Origin of the sequence: Achromobacter sp. UBA4530, assembly GCF_002388205.1 — a bacterium.
Lineage (GTDB): Bacteria > Pseudomonadota > Gammaproteobacteria > Burkholderiales > Burkholderiaceae_B > Achromobacter > Achromobacter animicus.
In genome coordinates this window covers 189,076-208,817 of sequence record NZ_DGMA01000007.1, presented here as the reverse complement: position 1 = coordinate 208,817, position 19,742 = coordinate 189,076, and the positions used below count along the sequence as shown (strand labels likewise).

General features: G+C 66.4%; 18 protein-coding genes. 6 read left to right on the top strand and 12 right to left on the bottom strand.

The window, feature by feature from the left end:
* Positions 1-146 precede the first annotated feature (146 nt).
* Positions 147-887, top strand: coding sequence for an IclR family transcriptional regulator (locus B2W22_RS05265; RefSeq protein WP_175185322.1), 741 nt, complete (start codon positions 147-149; stop codon positions 885-887).
* A gap of 72 nt (positions 888-959) precedes the next feature.
* Here the strand turns inward: B2W22_RS05265 and rocF are convergent, their stop codons facing one another.
* On the bottom strand, positions 960-1,898 hold the full coding sequence (gene rocF, locus B2W22_RS05260) for an arginase (RefSeq protein WP_286936496.1): 939 nt from the start codon (positions 1,896-1,898) through the stop codon (positions 960-962).
* A gap of 56 nt (positions 1,899-1,954) precedes the next feature.
* A complete protein-coding gene (gene rocD / locus B2W22_RS05255; protein ID WP_286936494.1) occupies positions 1,955-3,190 on the bottom strand; it encodes an ornithine--oxo-acid transaminase in 1,236 nt (411 codons plus the stop codon).
* A gap of 192 nt (positions 3,191-3,382) precedes the next feature.
* On the opposite strand from rocD, the gene B2W22_RS05250 reads away from it, so the two are divergent.
* Together B2W22_RS05250 and B2W22_RS05245 are read left to right on the top strand one after the other, a co-directional pair.
* Positions 3,383-4,174 carry a MetQ/NlpA family ABC transporter substrate-binding protein gene (locus B2W22_RS05250; protein ID WP_254594281.1) on the top strand — a complete coding sequence of 264 codons (792 nt, stop codon included), beginning with the start codon at positions 3,383-3,385 and terminating at the stop codon, positions 4,172-4,174.
* 97 nt (positions 4,175-4,271) lie between these two features.
* A complete protein-coding gene (locus tag B2W22_RS05245) occupies positions 4,272-4,727 on the top strand; it encodes an Lrp/AsnC family transcriptional regulator (RefSeq protein ID WP_056561122.1) in 456 nt (151 codons plus the stop codon).
* Positions 4,728-4,794: 67 nt separating this feature from the next.
* Here the strand turns inward: B2W22_RS05245 and B2W22_RS05240 are convergent, their stop codons facing one another.
* From B2W22_RS05240 to B2W22_RS05225, 4 genes are all read right to left on the bottom strand, one after another.
* Positions 4,795-5,964, bottom strand: coding sequence for a metallophosphoesterase (locus B2W22_RS05240; protein ID WP_286936492.1), 1,170 nt, complete (start codon positions 5,962-5,964; stop codon positions 4,795-4,797).
* A gap of 137 nt (positions 5,965-6,101) precedes the next feature.
* Complete coding sequence (locus B2W22_RS05235; protein WP_286936490.1) at positions 6,102-7,334, bottom strand: alpha-hydroxy acid oxidase; 1,233 nt, start codon at positions 7,332-7,334, stop codon at positions 6,102-6,104.
* A gap of 101 nt (positions 7,335-7,435) precedes the next feature.
* The gene (asd, locus tag B2W22_RS05230) at positions 7,436-8,305 is read right to left on the bottom strand and encodes an archaetidylserine decarboxylase (RefSeq protein WP_175121608.1); all 870 of its coding nucleotides are present in this window, start codon (positions 8,303-8,305) and stop codon (positions 7,436-7,438) included.
* Between the two features lie 137 nt (positions 8,306-8,442).
* Entirely contained in the window at positions 8,443-10,074 is a 1,632-nt protein-coding gene (locus tag B2W22_RS05225; RefSeq protein WP_286936489.1) for an ATP-binding cassette domain-containing protein, read from the bottom strand.
* Here B2W22_RS05225 and B2W22_RS05220 point away from each other — a divergent pair.
* Entirely contained in the window at positions 10,073-10,201 is a 129-nt protein-coding gene (locus B2W22_RS05220; protein ID WP_279974003.1) for a hypothetical protein, read from the top strand. The two genes, B2W22_RS05225 and B2W22_RS05220, sit on opposite strands and share 2 nt — an antisense overlap.
* Positions 10,202-10,335: 134 nt before the next feature.
* On the opposite strand, the gene B2W22_RS05215 is transcribed toward B2W22_RS05220, so the two are convergent.
* From B2W22_RS05215 to B2W22_RS05200, 4 genes are all read right to left on the bottom strand, one after another.
* A complete protein-coding gene (locus B2W22_RS05215; RefSeq protein ID WP_175136558.1) occupies positions 10,336-11,205 on the bottom strand; it encodes an HpcH/HpaI aldolase/citrate lyase family protein in 870 nt (289 codons plus the stop codon).
* A 10-nt stretch (positions 11,206-11,215) separates the two neighbouring features.
* Positions 11,216-11,938, bottom strand: a complete 723-nt coding sequence (locus tag B2W22_RS05210) for a response regulator transcription factor (RefSeq protein ID WP_175121605.1) — start codon at positions 11,936-11,938, stop codon at positions 11,216-11,218.
* Positions 11,939-12,257: 319 nt separating this feature from the next.
* Entirely contained in the window at positions 12,258-12,752 is a 495-nt protein-coding gene (locus B2W22_RS05205; protein ID WP_175121604.1) for a hypothetical protein, read from the bottom strand.
* 124 nt (positions 12,753-12,876) lie between these two features.
* Positions 12,877-14,010: a 3-deoxy-7-phosphoheptulonate synthase gene (locus B2W22_RS05200; protein WP_239213366.1), complete on the bottom strand. Its 1,134-nt coding sequence runs from the start codon at positions 14,008-14,010 to the stop codon at positions 12,877-12,879.
* A gap of 316 nt (positions 14,011-14,326) precedes the next feature.
* On the opposite strand from B2W22_RS05200, the gene B2W22_RS05195 reads away from it, so the two are divergent.
* On the top strand, positions 14,327-15,553 hold the full coding sequence (locus B2W22_RS05195) for an EAL domain-containing response regulator (protein WP_286936485.1): 1,227 nt from the start codon (positions 14,327-14,329) through the stop codon (positions 15,551-15,553).
* A gap of 17 nt (positions 15,554-15,570) precedes the next feature.
* On the opposite strand, the gene B2W22_RS05190 is transcribed toward B2W22_RS05195, so the two are convergent.
* Together B2W22_RS05190 and B2W22_RS05185 are read right to left on the bottom strand one after the other, a co-directional pair.
* On the bottom strand, positions 15,571-17,196 hold the full coding sequence (locus tag B2W22_RS05190) for a mucoidy inhibitor MuiA family protein (RefSeq protein ID WP_286936757.1): 1,626 nt from the start codon (positions 17,194-17,196) through the stop codon (positions 15,571-15,573).
* 172 nt (positions 17,197-17,368) lie between these two features.
* Positions 17,369-18,268 (bottom strand): LysR family transcriptional regulator, encoded by a 900-nt coding sequence (locus B2W22_RS05185; protein ID WP_175185318.1) that lies wholly within the window; start codon positions 18,266-18,268, stop codon positions 17,369-17,371.
* 104 nt (positions 18,269-18,372) lie between these two features.
* Here B2W22_RS05185 and B2W22_RS05180 point away from each other — a divergent pair, with 104 nt between their 5' ends.
* Positions 18,373-19,653 (top strand): MFS transporter, encoded by a 1,281-nt coding sequence (locus tag B2W22_RS05180; protein ID WP_286936483.1) that lies wholly within the window; start codon positions 18,373-18,375, stop codon positions 19,651-19,653.
* Positions 19,654-19,742 lie beyond the last annotated feature (89 nt).

The window sequence follows — 19,742 nt, the reverse complement described above, 5'->3', positions numbered from 1 at the left end:
GTGCTCCAGCCGGCTGAAATGTATTTCACATTGGTGAATGCAAATTCCTGTGCAAGAATTTAGGTACCTGCACATGAAAAGTCAACACGGTGGAACACCCTAGTCCGGGTGCCAAATACGCATTGCCACGAAGGAGGGCTGACGCCGTGGAAGTCAAGCTTGTCGCTCGCACGCTGGAGTTGCTGGAGCTGTTTGCGCAGACGAAGCGGCCCATGCCGCTGACCGAGCTGGCCCAGGGGCTGGGCGCGCCGATGTCGAGCTGTCTGGCACTGGTGCGCACCTTGGTGGCTCGGGGGTATCTGTACGAGGTCAGGCGCCGCGCCGGGTATTACCCCACCGGCAAGCTGCACGGGCTGGCGGCGCAGATTCTCGCGGGCGACCCGTGGCTGGATCTGGTGCGGCCGCGGTTATTGGCGCTACGCGATGCCGTCAACGAGACCGTGATGCTGGGCAAGATCCAGGATGGCGCCGTCGTGTTTCTGGACGTGGCCGAGTCGACCCAGCCCGTCCACTATGCGGCGCGCGCCGGCGAACGACGTCCGCTGCACACGAGTTCGGTTGCCAAAGCCATCCTGGCGCGCCTGCCGGCCGCTGACCGCGATCAGGTCCTGGCGGCGGCGCAATACACGCGCTACACGGATAGCACGCTGACAACCCGCGAAGCCCTGCTGGCCGACGTGGGCAAGGTTGCCGAGCGGGGCTGGGCCTCGAACGTGGGGGAAAGCGTCGCGGACCTCACGGGGCTGGCCGTCGCACTGGATCTGGGCGGCGAATGGTACGCGCTATGCGTGGCCGGTCCCACGCCGCGCGTGTGGGCGCAGCGCGAGGAAAACCTGATTCATTTGCGCGACGCAGCTGAGGCGATCCGGCGTGATCGCGAGGGATAAGGGGATATTTCCATCGGTCTACGCCGCCGGAAGTGATGCGGTCGATGCGCCGCGCGTCATCGACCGCCCACGTCAAGGCCCCCGCCGCACCAGCGTGGACTTTCCGAACAGGCTTTCGATCAAATCCACCGCCAGCTCCGCCGTGCGGTTGCGCACGTCGAGCGCCGGATTCAGCTCCACCACATCCAGCGAGCGCATGAGTCCGGTGTCGGCAATCATCTCCATGCAGAGCTGCGCCTCGCGATAGGTTGGGCCGCCCATCACCGTGGTGCCCACGCCTGGCGCGATCTCGGGATCCAGAAAGTCCACGTCGAAACTCACGTGCAGATGCGTGTCGGCGTCCAGCCCGGCCAAGGCGGCCTGCATCGTGGCGCGCATGCCCATCTCATCCAGATACCGCATGTCGAAGACCTCGAGGCCGGCGTCGTGTAGCAGGCGTTTTTCGCCAGGATCCACGCTGCGGATGCCGATCTGGCGCACGCAGGACGGATCGATATCCGGAAACTCGCCCGACATGCCGGTCAGCGGCGCGGGGCCATTGCCGCACAGGCAGGCCACCGGCATGCCGTGCAGGTTGCCCGTGGGCGTGAGCAGATGGGTGTTGAAGTCGGCGTGCGCGTCCAGCCATAGCACGCGCAGTTTCTTGCCGGTGGCGCGGCAGTGGCGTGCGACGGCGCTGACCGAGCCGATGCCCAGACTGTGGTCGCCGCCCAGCAGGACGGGCAGGCGGCCTTCGGCCAGTTCTTCGTACACGGCATCGTGCACCGCCTGATTCCACGCGGTCACTTCCTCAAGGTGGCGGTAGCCGTCCACGGGCGGCAGCCAGGGATTGGCGGGGCCGTACAGGTTGCCGCGGTCGCGGACCTGAAAGCCCTGCGCTTCGATGACCGGCCCCAGGTCCGCGACGCGCAGCGCTTCAGGGCCCATTGACGCGCCGCGCGCGCCGGCGCCGATGTCGGTCGGTGCGCCGATTAGGGTGACTTGGGTGGGCAGGGTGGGGGTTTTCGTCAATGCGTTCGTCAATTCGCATGCTCCGTATTGCAGTGTTCACGTTGCGGCGCGTGGGGTCACGCGGCGGACAAGACCGCCGCCAGTTGATCGCACGCCCAATCCACTTCGTCCCGCGTGACGATCAGGGGAGGCGACAGGCGCAGGGTATGACCGTGGGTGTCCTTGACCAGCAAGCCTCGCGCCTGGAGCCGTTCGCACCAGAGGCGGGCGCCGCCGGCGTCCGGTTCCAGTTCCACGGCCAGCATCAGGCCGCGCCCGCGGACCTCGCGCACCGGGCCGGGCAAGCCGTGCAGGCGCTCCAGGAAATGCGCTCCCACGGCGGCCGCATTTTCGATCATGCCTTCCTCGGTCAACACCCTCAGCGCGGCGCGCGCGATGGCGCACGCCAGCGGATTGCCGCCAAAGGTGCTGCCGTGTTGACCGGGCTGGAACACGCCCAGCACGTCGGCGTTGGACAGCACGGCGGACACGGGATAGAAACCGCCGGACAGCGCCTTGCCGATAAGCGTGACGTCGGCTTCGATGCCTTCGTGCTCCTCGGCCAGCAGCTTGCCCGTGCGTCCCAGGCCGGTCTGGATCTCGTCCAGGATCAGCGTGATGCCGCGTTCCGTGCACCGTTGGCGCACGCGGCTGAAGTACCCGGGCGGCGGCATCACCACGCCGGCTTCGCCCTGGATCGGTTCGACCAGGAACGCGACCGTGCGGTCGCTGATGGCGGCGTCGAAGGCCTCGAAGTCGCCAAAAGGCACGACCTTGAAGCCGGGTGCGAACGGGCCGTAATGGCCATAGGCGTCGGGGTCGGTCGAAAACCCCACGATGCCCAGCGTACGGCCATGGAAATTGTTGGCGCAGACGATGATCTCGGCCTTGCCCTCGGGCACGCCGCGCACCTCGTAGCCCCACTTACGCACGGCCTTGATGGCGGTTTCGACGGCTTCGGCGCCGCTGTTCATGGGCAGGATCTTGTGAGCGCCCGTCAGGCGCGCCAGGTCTTCATAGAAGCCCGCCATCTGGTCATGGCGAAACGCACGCGAGGTCAGGGTAAGCTTTTGCGCCTGCTCGGTCATGGCCGCCAGGATGCGCGGGTGGCAATGGCCCTGGTTGACCGCGGAATAGGCGGCCAGGCAGTCCAGGTACTTGCGACCGTCCACGTCGTAGACCCAGACGCCGCTGCCGCGCGCCAGCACGACGTCCAGCGGGTGGTAGTTGTGCGCGCCCAACTGGTCTTCGATGTGGTCGCGGCGGCTGGCGGCGGACTGCGGGTTGGGTTGGGGGGTCCTCACGGCACTCATGAACGTCTCCCAAAGGCGTACTGCGGCCATCTTAGCGCCGTGGGCGCAGCTTGGCATTGCCATTGCATGACAAAGGCCTTTCCGTGACCGGCGCGCCGGGTGCTGCACAATAGCGCCTGTGCCGGACCGTCGTCCGGCGTTCCGATTCTGTGGATGGCTGACATGCTTGTGCACCAATTGCTTGAGAGACTGATGCGCGGCGCCGCGGTGGCGGCGCTGGGATTGGCGGTGATTGCCCCGGCGGCGGCGCAGGAACAGCCCCTGCGGATCGGCGTGATTGCCAGCGTGGCCAACGAGGCCACCGAACTGGCCATCGCGCAGGCCAAGCAGCAAGGGTTGGACGTCAAGCTGGTGGAATTCAATGACTGGGTGCTGCCCAACATTGCGGTAGCCGACGGGTCGGTGGACGCCAATTTCTTCCAGCACGCGCCGTTTCTTGAACTCTTCAACCAGCGCCGCGGCGCCAACCTGCAGCCCATCGCATACGGCTATTCGACCACCATCGGCCTGTTTTCCAAAAAGCTGAAGAAGGGGGATCCGGTGCCCGAGGGCGCGACCATCGCGGTGCCGAACGACCCGGTCAATACCGGCCGCGCCTTGCTGCTGCTGCAGTCGATGGGACTCATCGCACTCAAGCCGGGCGTCGCACACCAGGCCAGCCTGCAGGACGTGGTGGCCAATCCCAAAAAGCTCAAGTTCGTCCAGATCGAAGGGTCGCAGTCGGCCCGCACGTTCGACGACGTGACGGCGTCGGTCACCTACACGACGTTCGCAAAACAGGCGGGCCTGAACGAAAAGGACGGGCTGGCGTTCGACAATACCGATCCGGACAGCATCCGGCGCTACGCCATCCGCTGGGTGGCCAGGCCGGAAAAGGCGCAGGACCCGCGCCTGTTGAAGTTCATTGCCATTTATCAGAACTCGCCCGAAGTGAAGGCGACGCTCAAGCGGCTGTACGGCGACCTGATTTCGTTCCCCTGGTAAGGCGGTGTCAAGACGGCAATCGGAATAAAATCAGGGTTTGCCCCGACAAACCCTTTTCATCAAAGGCCGGCCGCGCTGCGCGCCGAACCTGATTCCAATGTCTGACCTCGATGACCGCGACCGGAAACTCTTGACGCTGTTGGCCGACGACGCCACGCCCAGCTATGCGGAGCTGGGCAAACAGCTCAACCTGTCGGCGCCCGCGGTGCACGAGCGGGTCAAGCGGCTCAAGCGCGACGGGCTGATCAAGGGCATCGCCGCCAAGCTCGACGGCGCAAAGATGGGCCGGCCGTTGCTGGCCTTCGTGCATGTCGACACGATCAACTGGACCATCACGCAGCAGGTGCTGGGCTTGGCCGAGCTGAATGAGGTCGAGGAGATCCACACCATCACCGGCAAGAGCGCGATGCTGCTGAAGGTGCGTGTGCGCGATACCCAGGCGCTGGAATTGCTGCTGGCGCGTATCCACCAGATTGAAGGCATCTCCAACACGACCAGCGATATCGCCCTGACCAGTTATCTGGAGCGCGGGCCGCTGCCTGAGGCGGCATGATTGCTGGCCGCTTGAACAACATCCCCAGGCGGCCTGATTGCTGGCCGTCTCGAGAGCATCCCGCCCTTCAGCGGGCGGGGGCGGCGCGCAGGCGCAGGCGAGTGATCTCCGACGGCGCCCACAACCGCTTGGGCGGTCCCCAATAGCCGGTGCCGCGGCTTGTGTAGACCCACATCTGTCCCAACCGGTGCAGCCCCGCCGTAAACGGTTGCTGGAACCGCACGAAGAAACCCCACGGAAAGAATTGCCCGCCATGCGTATGGCCGGAGAGCTGCAGCGTGTAGCCCGCCGGTTCCGCCGCGGCCGCGCTGCGCGGCTGGTGGGCCAGCAGGATGCGCGGAAAGGCGTCGGCCGGCGCGTTGGCCAGCGCCGCACGCGGATTGCTGCGCTGCTGCGGATCGAAGGCCCCGGCGCTGAAGTCCGTGACGCCCGCCACCACCACAGGCAGGCCCGACGGATGGATCACGGCATGTTCGTTCAAGAGGACGCGCAGGCCCAGGCGGCGGAATTCAGCGATCCAGGGGCCCGCGCCCGAATAGTATTCGTGGTTGCCGGTGACCAGATACACGCCGAACGGTGCGCGCAGATCGCCCAGCGGACGGGCTTGCGCCGCAAGCTGCTCGACGCTGCCGTCCACCACGTCGCCGGTGATGGCGATCATGTCGGGCAACTGTTCGTTGACCGCGTCGACAATGGCCTGCACATAGCGGCGCTTGATGGTCGGGCCGACGTGGATGTCGCTGATCTGCACGATGGTGAAGCCGTCCAGGTCTTGCGGCAGGCCGGCGATCGGCACGTCCACGTCGACCACGCGGGCGCGGCGCCGGGCGTTGTAAAAGCCCGCCAGCGTGCCGGCCAGCGATAGCCCGATGACCGTCCACGCGGTGGCGCGCCGCAGGTCGAGCCACGGCAGATCGGCGCCAGCCGCCAGATTGCCCAGCCACAGAAGCAGCATCAGCGCGTCGCGCAGCACGGTCAGCACGAAGAGTGACGAGAACAGTCCCATGGCCAGCAGGCCGACCCAGGCGATGCGGTCGCCCCAAGGCGGATTGACGGAAGAGCGCGCCAGCATGCCCATCGGGATCAGCACGCACGAAAGCATCAGGAAAAGGATGGCGGCGGCAGTGCCTTCGCCAGCAAGCAGCAGGTCGGGGATCAGACGCGCGCCGACGTACACATGGGCAAGGGCGCCCAGAGTCAGGAAGCGGAGGAAGAAGGAAGATTGGCGCAGGGACACGGCGGCGGGCGGGCGCGCCGCAACGGACGCGCAGGGAATCAGGGAACCGCCATTCTATGCTCCGGCGGCGCCGCGATTGATAAAGGTGGCGTTGCGCGTGTGCCGCGCACGGCACCTGGGCGCCTGGCGCGGCGGCCTCAGGCAGACTGCTCGCCTTCCCGGCAGATCAGGCTGGCGTCCATTTCGTCAAGGCGATTGATGCCCAGCATGGCCATGTTGCGGTCGACCTCGGCGCGCAGCAGTCCGATGGCATGCGCCACGCCTTGCTGGCCACCTACGGCTGCGGCGTAGTTGAAGGGGCGGCCCACGAACACGCAGCGCGCGCCCAGGGCCAGCGCCTTGAGCACATCGCCGCCGCGCCGCACGCCGCTGTCCATCATCACGGTCATCGCGCCGGCCTGGGCGACCACGCCGGGCAAGGCGCGCAGCGGCGAAATGGCGCCATCAAGCTGGCGCGCGCCGTGATTGGACACGATGATGCCGTCGGCACCATGCTGCCTTGCCAGCGCCGCGTCGCGCGGGTGCAGGATGCCCTTGATGACGAGTGTGCCCGGCCATTGCCGGCGGATGCGCGCCACGTGTTCCCAACTGAGATGGTCGCGTGCCGTGAAGTCGCGCAGCACCGAGGCGGAGACGATGGGCGCGCCGCGCGTGGCGAAGGAATTCTCGAAGTGCGGCATGCCATGCGCCAGCAGCGTGCGCACAAACGTGCCGGCCAGCCAGCGCGGGCGCGCCAGCCCGTCCAGGGCCAGGCGCAAGCTGGGCTTGAGCGGCGTCGAGAAACCCGTGCGCACGTTGTTCTCGCGGTTGGCGGACACGGGAATGTCCACGGTCAGCACCAGAGTTTCGAAGCCGGCGCGCCGCGCGCGTTCGATCAGCGCGTCGATCTTGGCGGGGTCGCCGGGCAGGTAGGCCTGGAACCAGGTGCCGGGCGCTTCGGCGATGACGGCTTCAAGAGGAATCAGCGAGGTGCCGCTCAGGATCGCGGGCACGTTCTGCTCGCGCGCCGCGCGCGCCAGCACGATATCGCCCCGGTAAGCCGACAGCGCGCTGATGCCCATGGGCGCGATGCCGAAGGGCGACGCGTAGGTGCGGCCAAACAGATCGGTCTGTTGCGTGCGGCGGGAGACATCAACCAGGACGCGCGGCGTGAACGCGTACTGCGCGAAGGCTTCGCGGTTGCCTTTGAGCGATTGGTTGTCTTCGGCTGCGCCGGCGATGTAGCCGAAGATCGGGCGCGGCAGCCGGCGGCGAGCCGCGGCTTCGAAATCGTCCAGGGATAGCATGCGCCCGAGCGCGCGGGGCAGCTTGCGGGCGAGGGCGCCAGAGGCGGCGTCAGGGGTCGCGGCGGGCAGGGCGGTGGTAGTCATGGCGGGCCGGTAAAAGCCCGTAATCTAGCAACGGCCGTCGAACGCAGAAAGCGAATAAAACTGAAGTTACCTGTTCGCTTCTGACGAACAGGTTTTGTGCTTTATGCCTGCGTGGGCAGCGCCAGCAGCTCGCCCATGCGCACCGGGCCCGTCACCGAGGGCGTGTCGGCCCAGCGGATCTTGTCGGGGCCGAACAGGACGATGGCCGTGGAACCCAGCTTGAAGCGGCCCATCTCGGCGCCCTTTTCAAGAAAGATGGGCGCGCGGGCAGCCGCGTCGTAGCGCACGGACTTGACCCGGCGCTTGAACGGCGTGACCAGGCCTGCCCACACGGTTTCGATGGACGCCACGATCATCGCGCCCACCAGCACCACGGCCATGGGACCGTGCTCGGTGTCGAAGATGCAGACGACGCGCTCATTGCGCGCGAACAGGCGCGGCACGTTGCGAGCGGTCAGCGGGTTGACGGAGAACAGGCGCCCCGGCACGTGGATCATTTCGCGCAGCGTGCCGGCGACGGGCATGTGGACGCGATGGTAGTCCTTGGGCGACAGGTAGATGGTGGCGAACTGGCCGCCCTGGAACGGCGCGGCGCGCTCGGTGTCGCCACCCAGGAGGTCCGCGAGTCCGTAGCTGTGGCCCTTGGCCTGAAAGATGCGGCCTTGTTCGATCGCGCCCATCTGGCTGATGGCGCCGTCGGCCGGACACACCACCGAGCCAGGTTCTTCGTCCAGCGGGCGCGCGCCGTCTTTCAGCGCACGCGTGAAGAAGTCATTGAAGCAGTCGTAGGCCAACGGGTCTTCTTGCAGCGCCTCGCTCATGTTCACGCCGTACTTGCGGACGAAACGCGAGATCATCCAGTTCTTCACCGCGGGTTCGCGGCAGTCCGATGCGTATCCGAAGAAGCGCGACACCAGGTGGTGCGGCGCGAGATACTGGCTGGCAAGAAAAAGTTGGTCTTTGATAGGCATCTATGGCGCTAAAAAAACGCGTCCCGCATACAGCGGGACGTGGTTGATGGTTGCCGTGCGAGCCAGGTTGACGCTGGAGTCCGGCAATTCGGCGCGATTGTAACGCGGTTGCGCGCGCACGGTGCGCAAAAACGCGCTCAGGCCGCCTTGGCCGCCAGCTTGGTCTTGTAGAGCCAGTCCTTGTAGTCGTCCAGGTCGCCATCGAACGGGTTGACCTTGCCGTCCGCAACGATGATGAACTGGTCGGTCGTGGCGCGCAGCAGATGGCGATCGTGCGACACCAGCATCAGCGTGCCTTCGAACTGCGCCAGCGCATCCGTCAGCGCCTCGCGCGTTTCCAGATCAAGGTGGTTGGTGGGTTCGTCCAGCAGCAGCAGGTTGGGGCGTTGCCACACGATTAGCGCCAGCGCCAGCCGTGCCTTTTCGCCGCCAGAGAAAGGCGCGATCGAGCTGGTGGCCATCGCGCCATTGAAATTGAAGCTGCCCAGGAAGTTGCGCAGTTCCTGTTCGCGTACGGTCGGCGCAATCTTGGTCATGTGCCACAACGGAGATTCGTCGTGCCGCAGCATCTCGACCTGATGCTGCGCGAAGTAGCCGATGGACAATCCCTTGTTGAACTGCGTGTCGCCGGCCAGCGATTCGATCTCGCCCGCGATGGTCTTGATGAAGGTCGACTTGCCTGCGCCGTTGATGCCCAACAGGCCGATGCGCTGGCCCGCCTGCAGCGAGAAGTTGATGCCCGACACGATGATCTTGTCGGACACGGCTTCGGTGGCCTCGTCCTCGATGCGATAGCCCGCGCTGACCTTGTCCATCGTCAGCAGCGGATTGGGCGCGCGCAGCGGCTCGCGGAATTCGAACGAGAACTCGGCTGCGGCGCGCAGGGGCGCCACTTCTTCCATGCGGGCCAGGGCCTTGATGCGGCTCTGCGCCTGGCGTGCCTTGCTGGCTTGCGCCTTGAAGCGGTCAATGAACGATTGCAGGTGCGCGCGCTGGCGCATCTGCTTTTCCATCATGCCCTGCGCCAGTTCAAGCTGCGCGGCGCGCTGGCGTTCAAACGACGAATAGTGGCCCGAGTAGCGCTTGAGCTTGCGTTCGTCGATGTGGACGATCACGTTCACCACGCCGTCCAGGAAGTCCCGATCGTGCGAGATGACGATGAGCGTGCCCGGATAGCGCTTGAGCCAGTCTTCCAGCCAGATGATCGCGTCCAGATCCAGGTGGTTGGTGGGCTCGTCCAGCAGCAGCAGGTCGGACGGGCACATCAGCGCCTGCGCCAGGTTCAGTCGCATGCGCCAGCCGCCCGAGAAGCTGGTGAGCGGCAGGTGCATCTGCGCCTGCGTGAAGCCCAGGCCGGTCAGCAACTGCTCGGCGCGCGAGTGGACGGTGTAGGCATCGGCGTCGGCCAGCGCGGCGTAGATCTCGCCCATGCGCAGGCCGTTTTCGGCGCTTTCAGGCTCGGCTTCCAGCGCGGCCAGTTCCGCTTCCAGCTTGCGCAGCGTGGTGTCGCCGTCGATCGCGTACTCGATGGCGGGGCGGTCCAGCGCAGGGGTTTCCTGCGCGACGTGGGCCACGCGCCAGGACGCCGGGTAGTCCAGGTCTCCCTGATCGGCGTGCAGCGTGCCGCGCAAGAGGCCGAACAGACTCGACTTGCCCGCGCCATTGGCGCCGATGAGGCCGATCTTGTCGCCGGGGTTCAGAAGCAGGTCGACCTTGTCGAGCAACGGCTTGACGCCGCGCATGAGTGAAACTTGTTGGAAGCGGATCATGAATGTAGGACTGGATGGCGCGATGCGCGCGCGGCAAGACGCCCTCTGGGGGCTGTATGCAGGAAAGCAGGAACCGCGGCGGGATGGCACGCGCATCATGCGCGCCGGCGCGAACGTGTTCGGATGAAAGCGGACTCAATCCGAACGAAGGGGGGGATTGTACCTGGGCGGGAAGCTCCGGCCGGGAAGGTCCGGCCGGGAAGGTCTGGGCGGGCAGCCTCGGTTGGCGCGATCCGGCCGGACAGTTCCGGCCGCATCCCCCTACGGCGTCTGAATCGCCGCCGCCAGCGCCAGCACGCGCTCGGCCTCGCTGGCATGCAGGTTCTCGACCAAGGCCCCGTCAACCACCGCCACGCCTTTACCTTCTGCCTGCGCGGCTCGCCACGCGTCCAGCCGTTTGCGCGCCGTATCGAGCTCTTCTGCCGTCGGCGCAAAGGCAGCATTCGCAGCGGCGATCTGGCGCGGATGGATCAGCGTCTTGCCATCGAAGCCCTGGTCGCGTCCTTGCCGGCAGGCGTCCTGCAAGCCAGCATCGTCGTTCAGATCCAGATGGACGCCATCCAGAACCGCAAGGCCGTGCGCCCGTGCCGCCATCACGGCAAACGAGCGCGCCAGCAGCGTCTCGTCGCGCGACGGCGTGTGGCGCGCATGCAGATCCTTCACCAGATCAGACGTACCGACGACGATGGCCGCCAGCCGTGCATGGCCGCCGGCGATGGCATCGAGCCGCAGAAAGCCCAGCGGTGTTTCGGCCATGGCCCACAACGGCAGATCCTCGGGAGCGCCCGCCGCGTCCAGGGCCTGCGCCAGCGCGGCCAGCTGGGCGGGGGATTCGACCTTGGGCAGCAGCACGGCATCGGCGCCGGCTTGCGCAACGGCGCGCACGTCGTCCATCCCCCACGGCGTATCCAGCGCGTTGACGCGCACGATGCACTCGCGCCGTCCGTAGCCGCCTTCGCGCAGCGCCGCGGCGACCTGGGCACGGGCCTGCGCCTTGGCGTCGGGCGCCACCGCGTCTTCCAGGTCGAGGATCAGCGCGTCCGCATCGAGCGTGCGTGCCTTGTCCAATGCGCGCGCGTTGGCGCCGGGCATGTAGAGAACGGAGCGGCGGGGGCGGATAGGGGCGTTCATGCGGGCGGTCTCAGAGTTTGGGCAGGCTGCCGACGATGGTGACGGGCGTGGTGCAGACGTAGCCCACGCCATAGACGGTGCGGATGCCCAGGTCGCCACCGGCCAGCTCGCGCAGCTTGCGCCGCAGCCGATGCATGTGGGCGTCCAGCCGATGCGTGTCGTAGGCCTCGGCGCTTGCGCCCAGGGCTTCAACGAGGCGGGCGCGCGTCAGCGGCAGTGGCGCCGCCTGGATCAGCGCGCCGATCAGGCGGCTTTCGGTATCGGTGATGTCGACGCTGATCTGGCTGGGCGAGGTCAGCGTGCGGCGCGCGGGGTCGAAGCGCCAGGCGTCCGATTGCGCATCCTCTGTGTCGGCGGCCGGCACGACGCGCAGGCGCCGCGACAGCGACACCAGCGTGGCGCCGAGTTCGGCCAGGTTGACGGGCTTGGTCAGGTAGTGGTCGGCGCCCAGACTCAGGCCCGATACCTTGTCTTCGCTCAGGAGCCGTCCGGTGAGCATGATGATGCCCATTGACGGATAGGAGGTGCGCAGATGCGACACGCGCGCCAGCCCATCGCCGTCCGGCAGCATGGCGTCCAGCACGAGGATCGCGGGCGTTACGGTGAGCAACAGCTCGTCAAGCTCGGCCAGCGAGCCTGCGGTGAGGATGGTCTTGTCCAGGCCCAGGTCCTGGATGTACTCGGCGATGGAATCGCGCCAATCCCCGTGGTCGTCGACGACGATGATCGTCACGGTGTGGCGCGCTTGGGCGCTCCGGGGGCGAACAGGTGTGTTCTGGTCATGCTGTGAATTCTTGAATGGCCGCGATCGCGCGGAAAAATCAGGGGACGACGGTATACGTCTTTGGCCTGCGTGCGCGCAGAATATCATTCCCGCCGATGCGGCGGCGCGGCATGGATCAAGGATGCAATCCAGGCGTCAGGGAAAAATCAGTTGGTCAAAAATTGCGCAGCCCGGTGCGCATCGCCCGAAAGGCCATCAGCCGGGCGTTTGGGTTTTTCTTATCCACAAATTCTGTGGATAAGAAGAACCGGGGTGGATACCGTCCCGTCTACGAAGGGAGTAATTCGACCGGCACACCCTCGGGCACTTTGCGCATCCGATCGCGTTCAATCCGGGCCGGCGCAAAGCGCGTTTTGCGCGCAGCAGCATTTTGCAGCAGCACCGACAGCACCGAGCCCTTGTCCTGGATCCAGCGCGTCTTGCCGCGCAAGAGCTTGACGGCATTGTCCGCGGTGCCCAGCCGGTACGACATGGCATTGATCTCGATCGAGGACTTGCCGTTGAACCGCGATTCGTCGATCTCGGTGATGGCGGCCGCGTCCAGGTTGTTGCTCTCGTGGTCGATGCGGTAGACGTACTTGAGCCCGTGAAACGGGTCTTCCACGACGATGAGTTTTTCCGACCCGGACACGTCGGACATCATGCCGATCACGCGGGACTCGACCATCTGGTTGCCGCGTTGTTCTTCGGTGTAAATGAAAATGCTGTGCCGCATGGGGGCGGACTGGGCCGGTGCGGCCCCTACAAGGCGAGAACGATCCATACCTGAACGAAAAGAAGCGGGAGGGGGCGCAAGGCCCCCGAAGACGCGCATGATACCAATTGTTTCAGGTGCGTGCTGTAACAGCTGGCGCGGGGGCTACCCCGCGCCGGACACCCGCGAGCGATTAACCGCGCGCGGCGAGCTTTTCGCGGCGCTGGCGCACGGCCAGGGCCAGGGCGGCCAGCACGGGCTCGGTCTGCGTCCAGCCCAGGCAAGCGTCGGTGATGGAGACGCCATGACGCAGCGGCTCACCGGGCTTGAGGTCCTGGCGGCCTTCTTCAAGATGGCTTTCGATCATGACGCCAGTGATGCGGGAGTCGCCTTGGGCAAGTTGGGCGGCAATGTCGTTGGCCACGTCGATCTGGCGCACGTGCGACTTGTTGGAGTTGGCGTGCGAGCAGTCGATCATGACCTGTTCGCGCTGGCCGGCCTTGCGCAGGGCGTCGCAACAGGCCTGCACGCTGGCGGCGTCGTAGTTCGGGCCTTGCTTGCCGCCGCGCAGGATCACGTGGGTGTCCTGGTTGCCGCGGGTTTCGAAGATGGCGGCCATGCCCATCTTGGTCATGCCCATGAACGCGTGCTTGGCGCTCGCGGCGACCATCGCGTCGGCCGCGATCTGCACGCCGCCGTCGGTGCCGTTCTTGAAGCCCAGCGGGCAGCTCAGGCCCGAGCTCAGCTGACGGTGGCTGGGGCTTTCCGTGGTGCGTGCGCCGATGGCGCCCCACGCGATCAGGTCGGCGATGTACTGCGGGCTGAGCAGGTCCAGGAATTCCGTGGCGATGGGCAGACCCAGGCCGCTGATGTCCAGCAGCAGTTCGCGGGCGCGGCGCAGGCCTTCGTTGATGCGGAAGCTGCCGTCCAGGCGCGGGTCATTGATGTAGCCCTTCCAGCCGACGGTGGTGCGGGGCTTCTCGAAGTACACGCGCATGACGATCAGCAGGTCTTTCTTGTGCTCGTCGGCGGCGGCGCGCAGCTTGCGCGCGTATTCCATGGCTTGCGCGTGGTCGTGGATGGAGCAGGGGCCTACCACCAGGACCAGCCGGTCGTCGCGGCCGTGCAGCACGTCGGCGATCTGCGCGCGGCTTTGCTCGACGAGCGTCTGGATGTCGGCCGACACCGGCAGTTCATCCTGCAGCAGCGCGGGGGAGATCAGCGGGCGCACGGCGCTGATGCGGGTGTCGTCGGTGCGCGTGTTGTCCTGGGTGGCGTCGGCGGCGCCGACCTCGCGGTCGTGCAGGGGGTCGTCAATGCGGGTCAAGAGAAGCTCCGTGCCGGTAGATGCGGGAAAGTCCGCCATTATCGCACCCGCGGACGGTGGAGGCGGATGGGTGGCTGCGGCAAGTCTGTGCGGCGGGGACAGGCCCCAATGAACGGAGCCGGACGGCGGAGGCGCCGCTGGCTACGCCTATCGGTGACGAACTGAATTAACCCGTTATCGATAAAGACATGTTTCGCGTGGATGCCTTAGCATTGATTCACGCTCTCAGTTGGCCGGGTGCAACCGGCTTGCGGCAGGCGCAGGCGGGGGCCGCGTGCGGCTTCTTACCGTGTATACAGGTCCAGGACGGTCAGCAATGCCAAAACCCGATGCCGGAGCGTCCCGACGGATTCTTCTCGTGGAAGATCACCCAGTCGAACGCGCCTACCTGCAGAACATGCTGCTGGCATTGGGCTATCGCCGCGTGGCGGGCTTGGCAAGCAGCATCGAGGCGGTCGGGGCGATCACGCGTCAATATCATGACGTGCTGATCAGCGACATCGTGATGGGCGAAGGCGACGGCACGCGGCTGCCCAACGACCTGCGCAGGCTGGTGGACGCGGGGCGCCTGAAAAGCATGCCGCCGATCATCTGGATCAGCAGCCTGAGCGACGAACTGCTGCAGTCGCATGTCCGCCTGGCCCTGCAAGCCGGTTGCCCGTCGGCGCAGGCGCTGTCCAAGCCCGTGTCGCGCGTGGCGATGCAACAGGCCATCAAGAATGCGCTGCACAGCATCGACGACGAATCAGCGTCGCCGGACAAACCCAAGTCGGTGCGTCGCGAAGTCATGGAAGCCGCGTTGAGCCAGGCGCTGCTTTCCGGCACCGGCATGAGCGTGGTGCTGCAACCCCAGATCAGCCTGTCGACGGGCCGCGTGGTCGCGGCCGAGGCGCTGTCGCGCTGGATCGATCCGAAGCTGGGCGCCATTTCCGCTGCGGACTTTGTGCCGGCGGCGCACCGGCTGGGCATGGACCGCATGCTGTTCAGCCGCGTCACCGACCGCGTGCTGAGCGTGTTGCGCCAGATGCAGGACGAGGACATTGCCGTGCCGATTGCGATCAACGCCTCGGCATCCACGCTGTGCTCGCGCGACTTGCCCGGCCTGTTGGAGCAGAAGGTCGGGCAGGCGGGATTGCCTGCTCGGCTGATCAAGGTGGAGCTTACCGAGGATGAGCCGGTCAACGACTGGCTGGCGCTGTCGTCGACGTTGAACCTTCTACGTGTGCGCGGCTTTGAGCTTGCGATGGACGATTTCGGCGCGGGCATCGCATCCATGCGCCTCTTTTCCGCCATGCCGTTCAACGAATTGAAGATCGACCGCGACTTCATCGTGCATATGCACCGCGAGCCCGCCTCGCGCGCCGTCGTGGCGGCCGCGATCGAAATGGGGCGGGTGCTGGGCCGGCGCGTGGTCGCTGAAGGCGTCGAGCAGGAGCGCGACGTGCAGCTCCTGCGCGAACTGGGTTGCGATGTGGCGCAGGGCTACGGGATCTCCGTGCCCCTGGACCCCGATGCGTTCATCGAGTTCTGCCGCACGCATTGAGGGTCACAGGTTGCTCGTCACAGACCGAACACGGCAACGTCACCCGGATAGTCGACCGAAAATTTCAGCACGGTCTCGCGCGACTTGCCCGGCTCAAGTTCCCAGTCCCACACCAGCTTGCCGTCTTCCTCGCGCTTGATGTCGCGCTCGGACGGCGACAGCAGCTTGACCACGATCTTCTCGTTGCGCGAGATGGGCAGGCGGTCCGCGAAGGACACCTGTTCCTTGGTGGCCTTGTTGTTCTTGACGGTGATCTTGTACTCGTAGGTGACGCGCTTGCCGCTGCCCGAGAAACCGGTGCTTTCGGTATAGCGGTTCACCAGTTGGCGCTTGATGGAAATGCCATCGTCGGCGCCGAGCGCCAGCTCCAGTTTTTCGCCGGGCATCACGGCCTTCATGGCGCCTGAGGCCACGAACGCGTCATCCAGGAAGGTATTGAGCGGACCGGCCAGGAAGGGGAAGTCGGTGTTGTTGCTGGCCTGCGCAGTCAGGTAGACGGTCTCGCGCAGCCCCGGCGTGGATTGGTATTGCAAGGTCGCAGGCAGCTGGGTCGTTGCGATGGCAACGCGTTGCGTGGTGTTGTCCGACAGCAGCGTGGCCGGATTCTTGATCTGGAACGACGCGCTGGTCGCGGCGTTCTGGACCTGGGCCGTCGAGACATCGATGACTTCGGCTTCGGGCTCGGGCAGCACGGCGCTGTCTTCCATCGCACTGGCGCGCGGCGCGCGTTTGGCGTGCATCTCGGCCTGCACGGCGGCGGGGGCGGGCGCGGCAACGGGCCGGGGCGGCGGGGGCGGCGCGGCCACGTCGATGATCCACGGACGCAGCGTCGGCGCGCCGCCGCCCAGGGACGGCCGGGCGGTGGACAGCGTCAGCTTCACGTTCTTCCAGTCTTCGCCGGTGTTCTGGCGGATGACGCCGAAGTAGCCCAGATCCACATTGCGGTCGGCGGGGCGCAGGCGCGCGTCGTAGGCCGGCGTCCAGCGTGCGCCCGCCACCGCATACGACAGCGCCAGATCCAGCTTGCCCGCGCGCGCCATGTTGACCCGCAAGGTGACGGTCTTCGTGCGACGGCCCGATTCGCCGCGCACCAGGCCAAGCTGGGTTTGCAGCGCCGTCATCTCGCGCTCCAGCTCGGTCTTTTGTTCTGCCACGCGCCGCAGGCCCGCCAGCGTCGTGGCCAGCGACTCGGCGCTGAGGGTCTGGATCGCCTTCAGTTCGTCCAGCGTGAGCCGCGCGCCGTCCTTGGCCGGTTCCGTGGCGCCGCGCTGCATCATCAGGATGAGTTCGCGCTGGTTGTCCAGCACCGCGGCTTCGTCGTCCAGCGCGGCCTGGCGGCTGACCAGCTTGTCGATCTGCGCCTCGATCTGGCGTACGCGCTCGTTGGCGGTGGCGGCCTGATAGACGTCGCTGACCTTGACGTCAAGCAGCGTGGCCTGACCGGTGCTCTTGGCGGACACCTGCAGCGAGTTTTCCTGGAGCGACGCGGGCAGGTTTTCCAGCACCAGCTCGTGTTCGCCCGCGGCTAGCTCGCTGCTGGCGGCGCGGGTGACGACGGCGCGATCCTGGTAGACAGTGACGGCGCCGATGGAGGAGGGCAGCGCGGCGGCGGCAGCCAGTCCGGGGATCGACGCAAAAGCCAGGGCCAGAAGGGTACGTCTCACGGGAGCACCTTTATAAAGTTGAACGCGGCTGACAGCGGGTCTCCCACGGGGACGCATCGCCGGCAAGCGCGTGAGTCTATCGCCGGCTTCGCCCGGACGGTTTACAGGAAATGACAAACGCGACAGGGGGAAACGGCTGGTTCGTGAAAACTCAATCGCGTTCCGGATGCGCCAGCCGCCGCAACATGCCGACCGCGTTTTCCGCAGCCACTGATCGGTCGTGCCGCCGGTACGCCATGTCCAGCAGGGCGTGCGGGGCATCGCCCTTGATGGGCCGGTACTCGATGCCTTGCGCGCCCATGTGCCGCATGGCGGCGGGCACGATCGAAATGCCGACGCCCGCCGCCACCAGACTCACGATCGACGCCATCTGCGGGGCCTCCTGGATGACGCGCGGCGCAAAGCCGACGCGCTGGCAGGCGGACTGGATAGCGTCGTACAGGCCCGCGCCGATGGGCCGCGGATACAGCACAAAATCCTCGTCAGCCAGTTCGGCGATGGGAACGGCACGTTTGCGGCTGAGCGGATGGCCGGGCGGCAGGGCGATCAGCATCGGCTCGTCCAGCACGCGCTCGGATTCGAATTCGGCGTCCAGCACGTAAGGGGGGCGCACAAAGGCGACATCCACCTCGCCGGCGCGCAGCCCGCGCAGCAGCGAGATGGTATTGCTTTCGGTCAGGGTGATGCGCACGTCGGGATAGCGGTCGCGGTAGGCGCGGATGGCACGGGGCAGGTAGGGGTGGAATACGGCTGATGCGGTAAAGCCCACCGTGATGGCCCCGCGTTCGCCGCGGCCCAGCCGTCTGGCCATGTCGATGGCGCGGTCGGCGCTGGCCAGGATGGCGCGCGCATCGTCCAGGAACTGGGCGCCGGCCTCGGTCAGCGCGATGCCCCGGGGCAGGCGCAGGAACAGCGGCGTTCCGATCTCGCGTTCCAGTTGCTGGATCTGCTGGCTGAGCGGAGGTTGGCCGATGCCCAGGCGGGCCGCCGCGCGCGTGAAGTGCAGTTCCTCGGCAACGGCGGTGAAGTAACGCAGGTGGCGCAATTCCATCTTTTTAAAATATGAACGGGTCAGGTTTCATATATTGGACATATGCAGGGGAAAAGTCTACTTTGTCTGCATGGGCTCAAGCCCGGTGTTTTTCGAGAATCCTGATGTCTACCCCTTCTGCAAGTCCCGCAACCGAACGTGGCGCCACGGCGCCCGAATATCTGGCGCGCGGTACGCCGGGACTGCGCCGTGCCCAGTGGGCACTCTTTGCCGCCGGTTTTTCCACCTTTTCCCTCCTGTATTGCGTCCAGCCGCTGATGCCGCTGTTCACCCATGCGTTCAACGTATCGCCGGCGCAGAGCAGCCTGGTGTTGTCGCTGTGCACGGGGTTGCTGGCCATCGCGATCTTCTTTGTGGGCCTGTTTTCCGCCGCCTTGCCGCGCAAGCGGGTTATGGCGTGGTCCCTGTTTGCATCCGCCGTGCTCGGAACCGTCGCGGCCGTCGCGCCGGACTGGCAGAGTCTCCTGGCGCTGCGCGCGCTGCAAGGCGTGGCGATGGGCGGGGTGCCCGCCGTAGCCATGGCCTACCTGGCCGAAGAGGTGGAGCCCGGCACACTGGGCTTCGCGATGGGCTTGTACATCAGCGGCAGCGCATTCGGCGGGCTGTCCGGACGGGTCATCACCGGCCTGGTGTCCGACCATTTCGGCTGGCGCGCGGCGATGGGCACGCTGGGATTGCTGGGCCTCATCGCGGCACTGCTGTTCGTGTGGCTGCTGCCGGCCTCGCGCCGGTTCACGCCACGCCGGGGCCAGGGATGGGCGGGCGTGTGGGCGGATGTGCGGGAAGGCGCCGGCGCGCACCTGAAGAATGGTCCGCTGTGCGCGCTGTTCGCCATGGGCGGGCTGCTGATGGGCGCGTTCGTCGCGGTCTATAACTATGTCGGCTTTCGCCTGCTGCTGCCGCCGTTCTCGCTCAGCCAGACCTTCATCGGGTTCATCTTTGTCGTCTACCTGGTGGGCATCTTCGCCTCGACCTGGTTCGGCCGCCTGGCTGACCGGCACGGGCGCAGCGCGATGCTGGCCGCAGCGTCCGGCCTTGCCCTGGCGGGCCTGCTGTTGACCCTCTCCAATACGTTGCCCGTGCTGATCGCAGGCATCGTTGTCTTCACCTTCGGCTTTTTTGCAGCCCACGCCGTCGCGAGCGGCTGGGTCGGGCAGATGGCGCGTGGCTACAAGGCGCTGGCCGCCTCGTTCTACCTGCTGGTCTATTACGTGGGATCGAGCGTGCTTGGGGCACTTGGCGGCCAATTCTGGACCGCCGGCGGCTGGCATGGCGTGGCCGCCATGGCGGGCGGCTTGCTGGCCGCCGCGCTCGTGATCAGCGCGGGTCTCGCCTGGCGCACCGGACGGCGGCATCCCGCGGCTGGCGCCGCTGGCCCCGCCTGACCGCACCCTTTTTTTCAGAGAAGGGTAGCGTCGCGTTACGCAGGGTTGCGCCACGCGCGCTTCTATCGCGATACATTCTGTATTGCGAT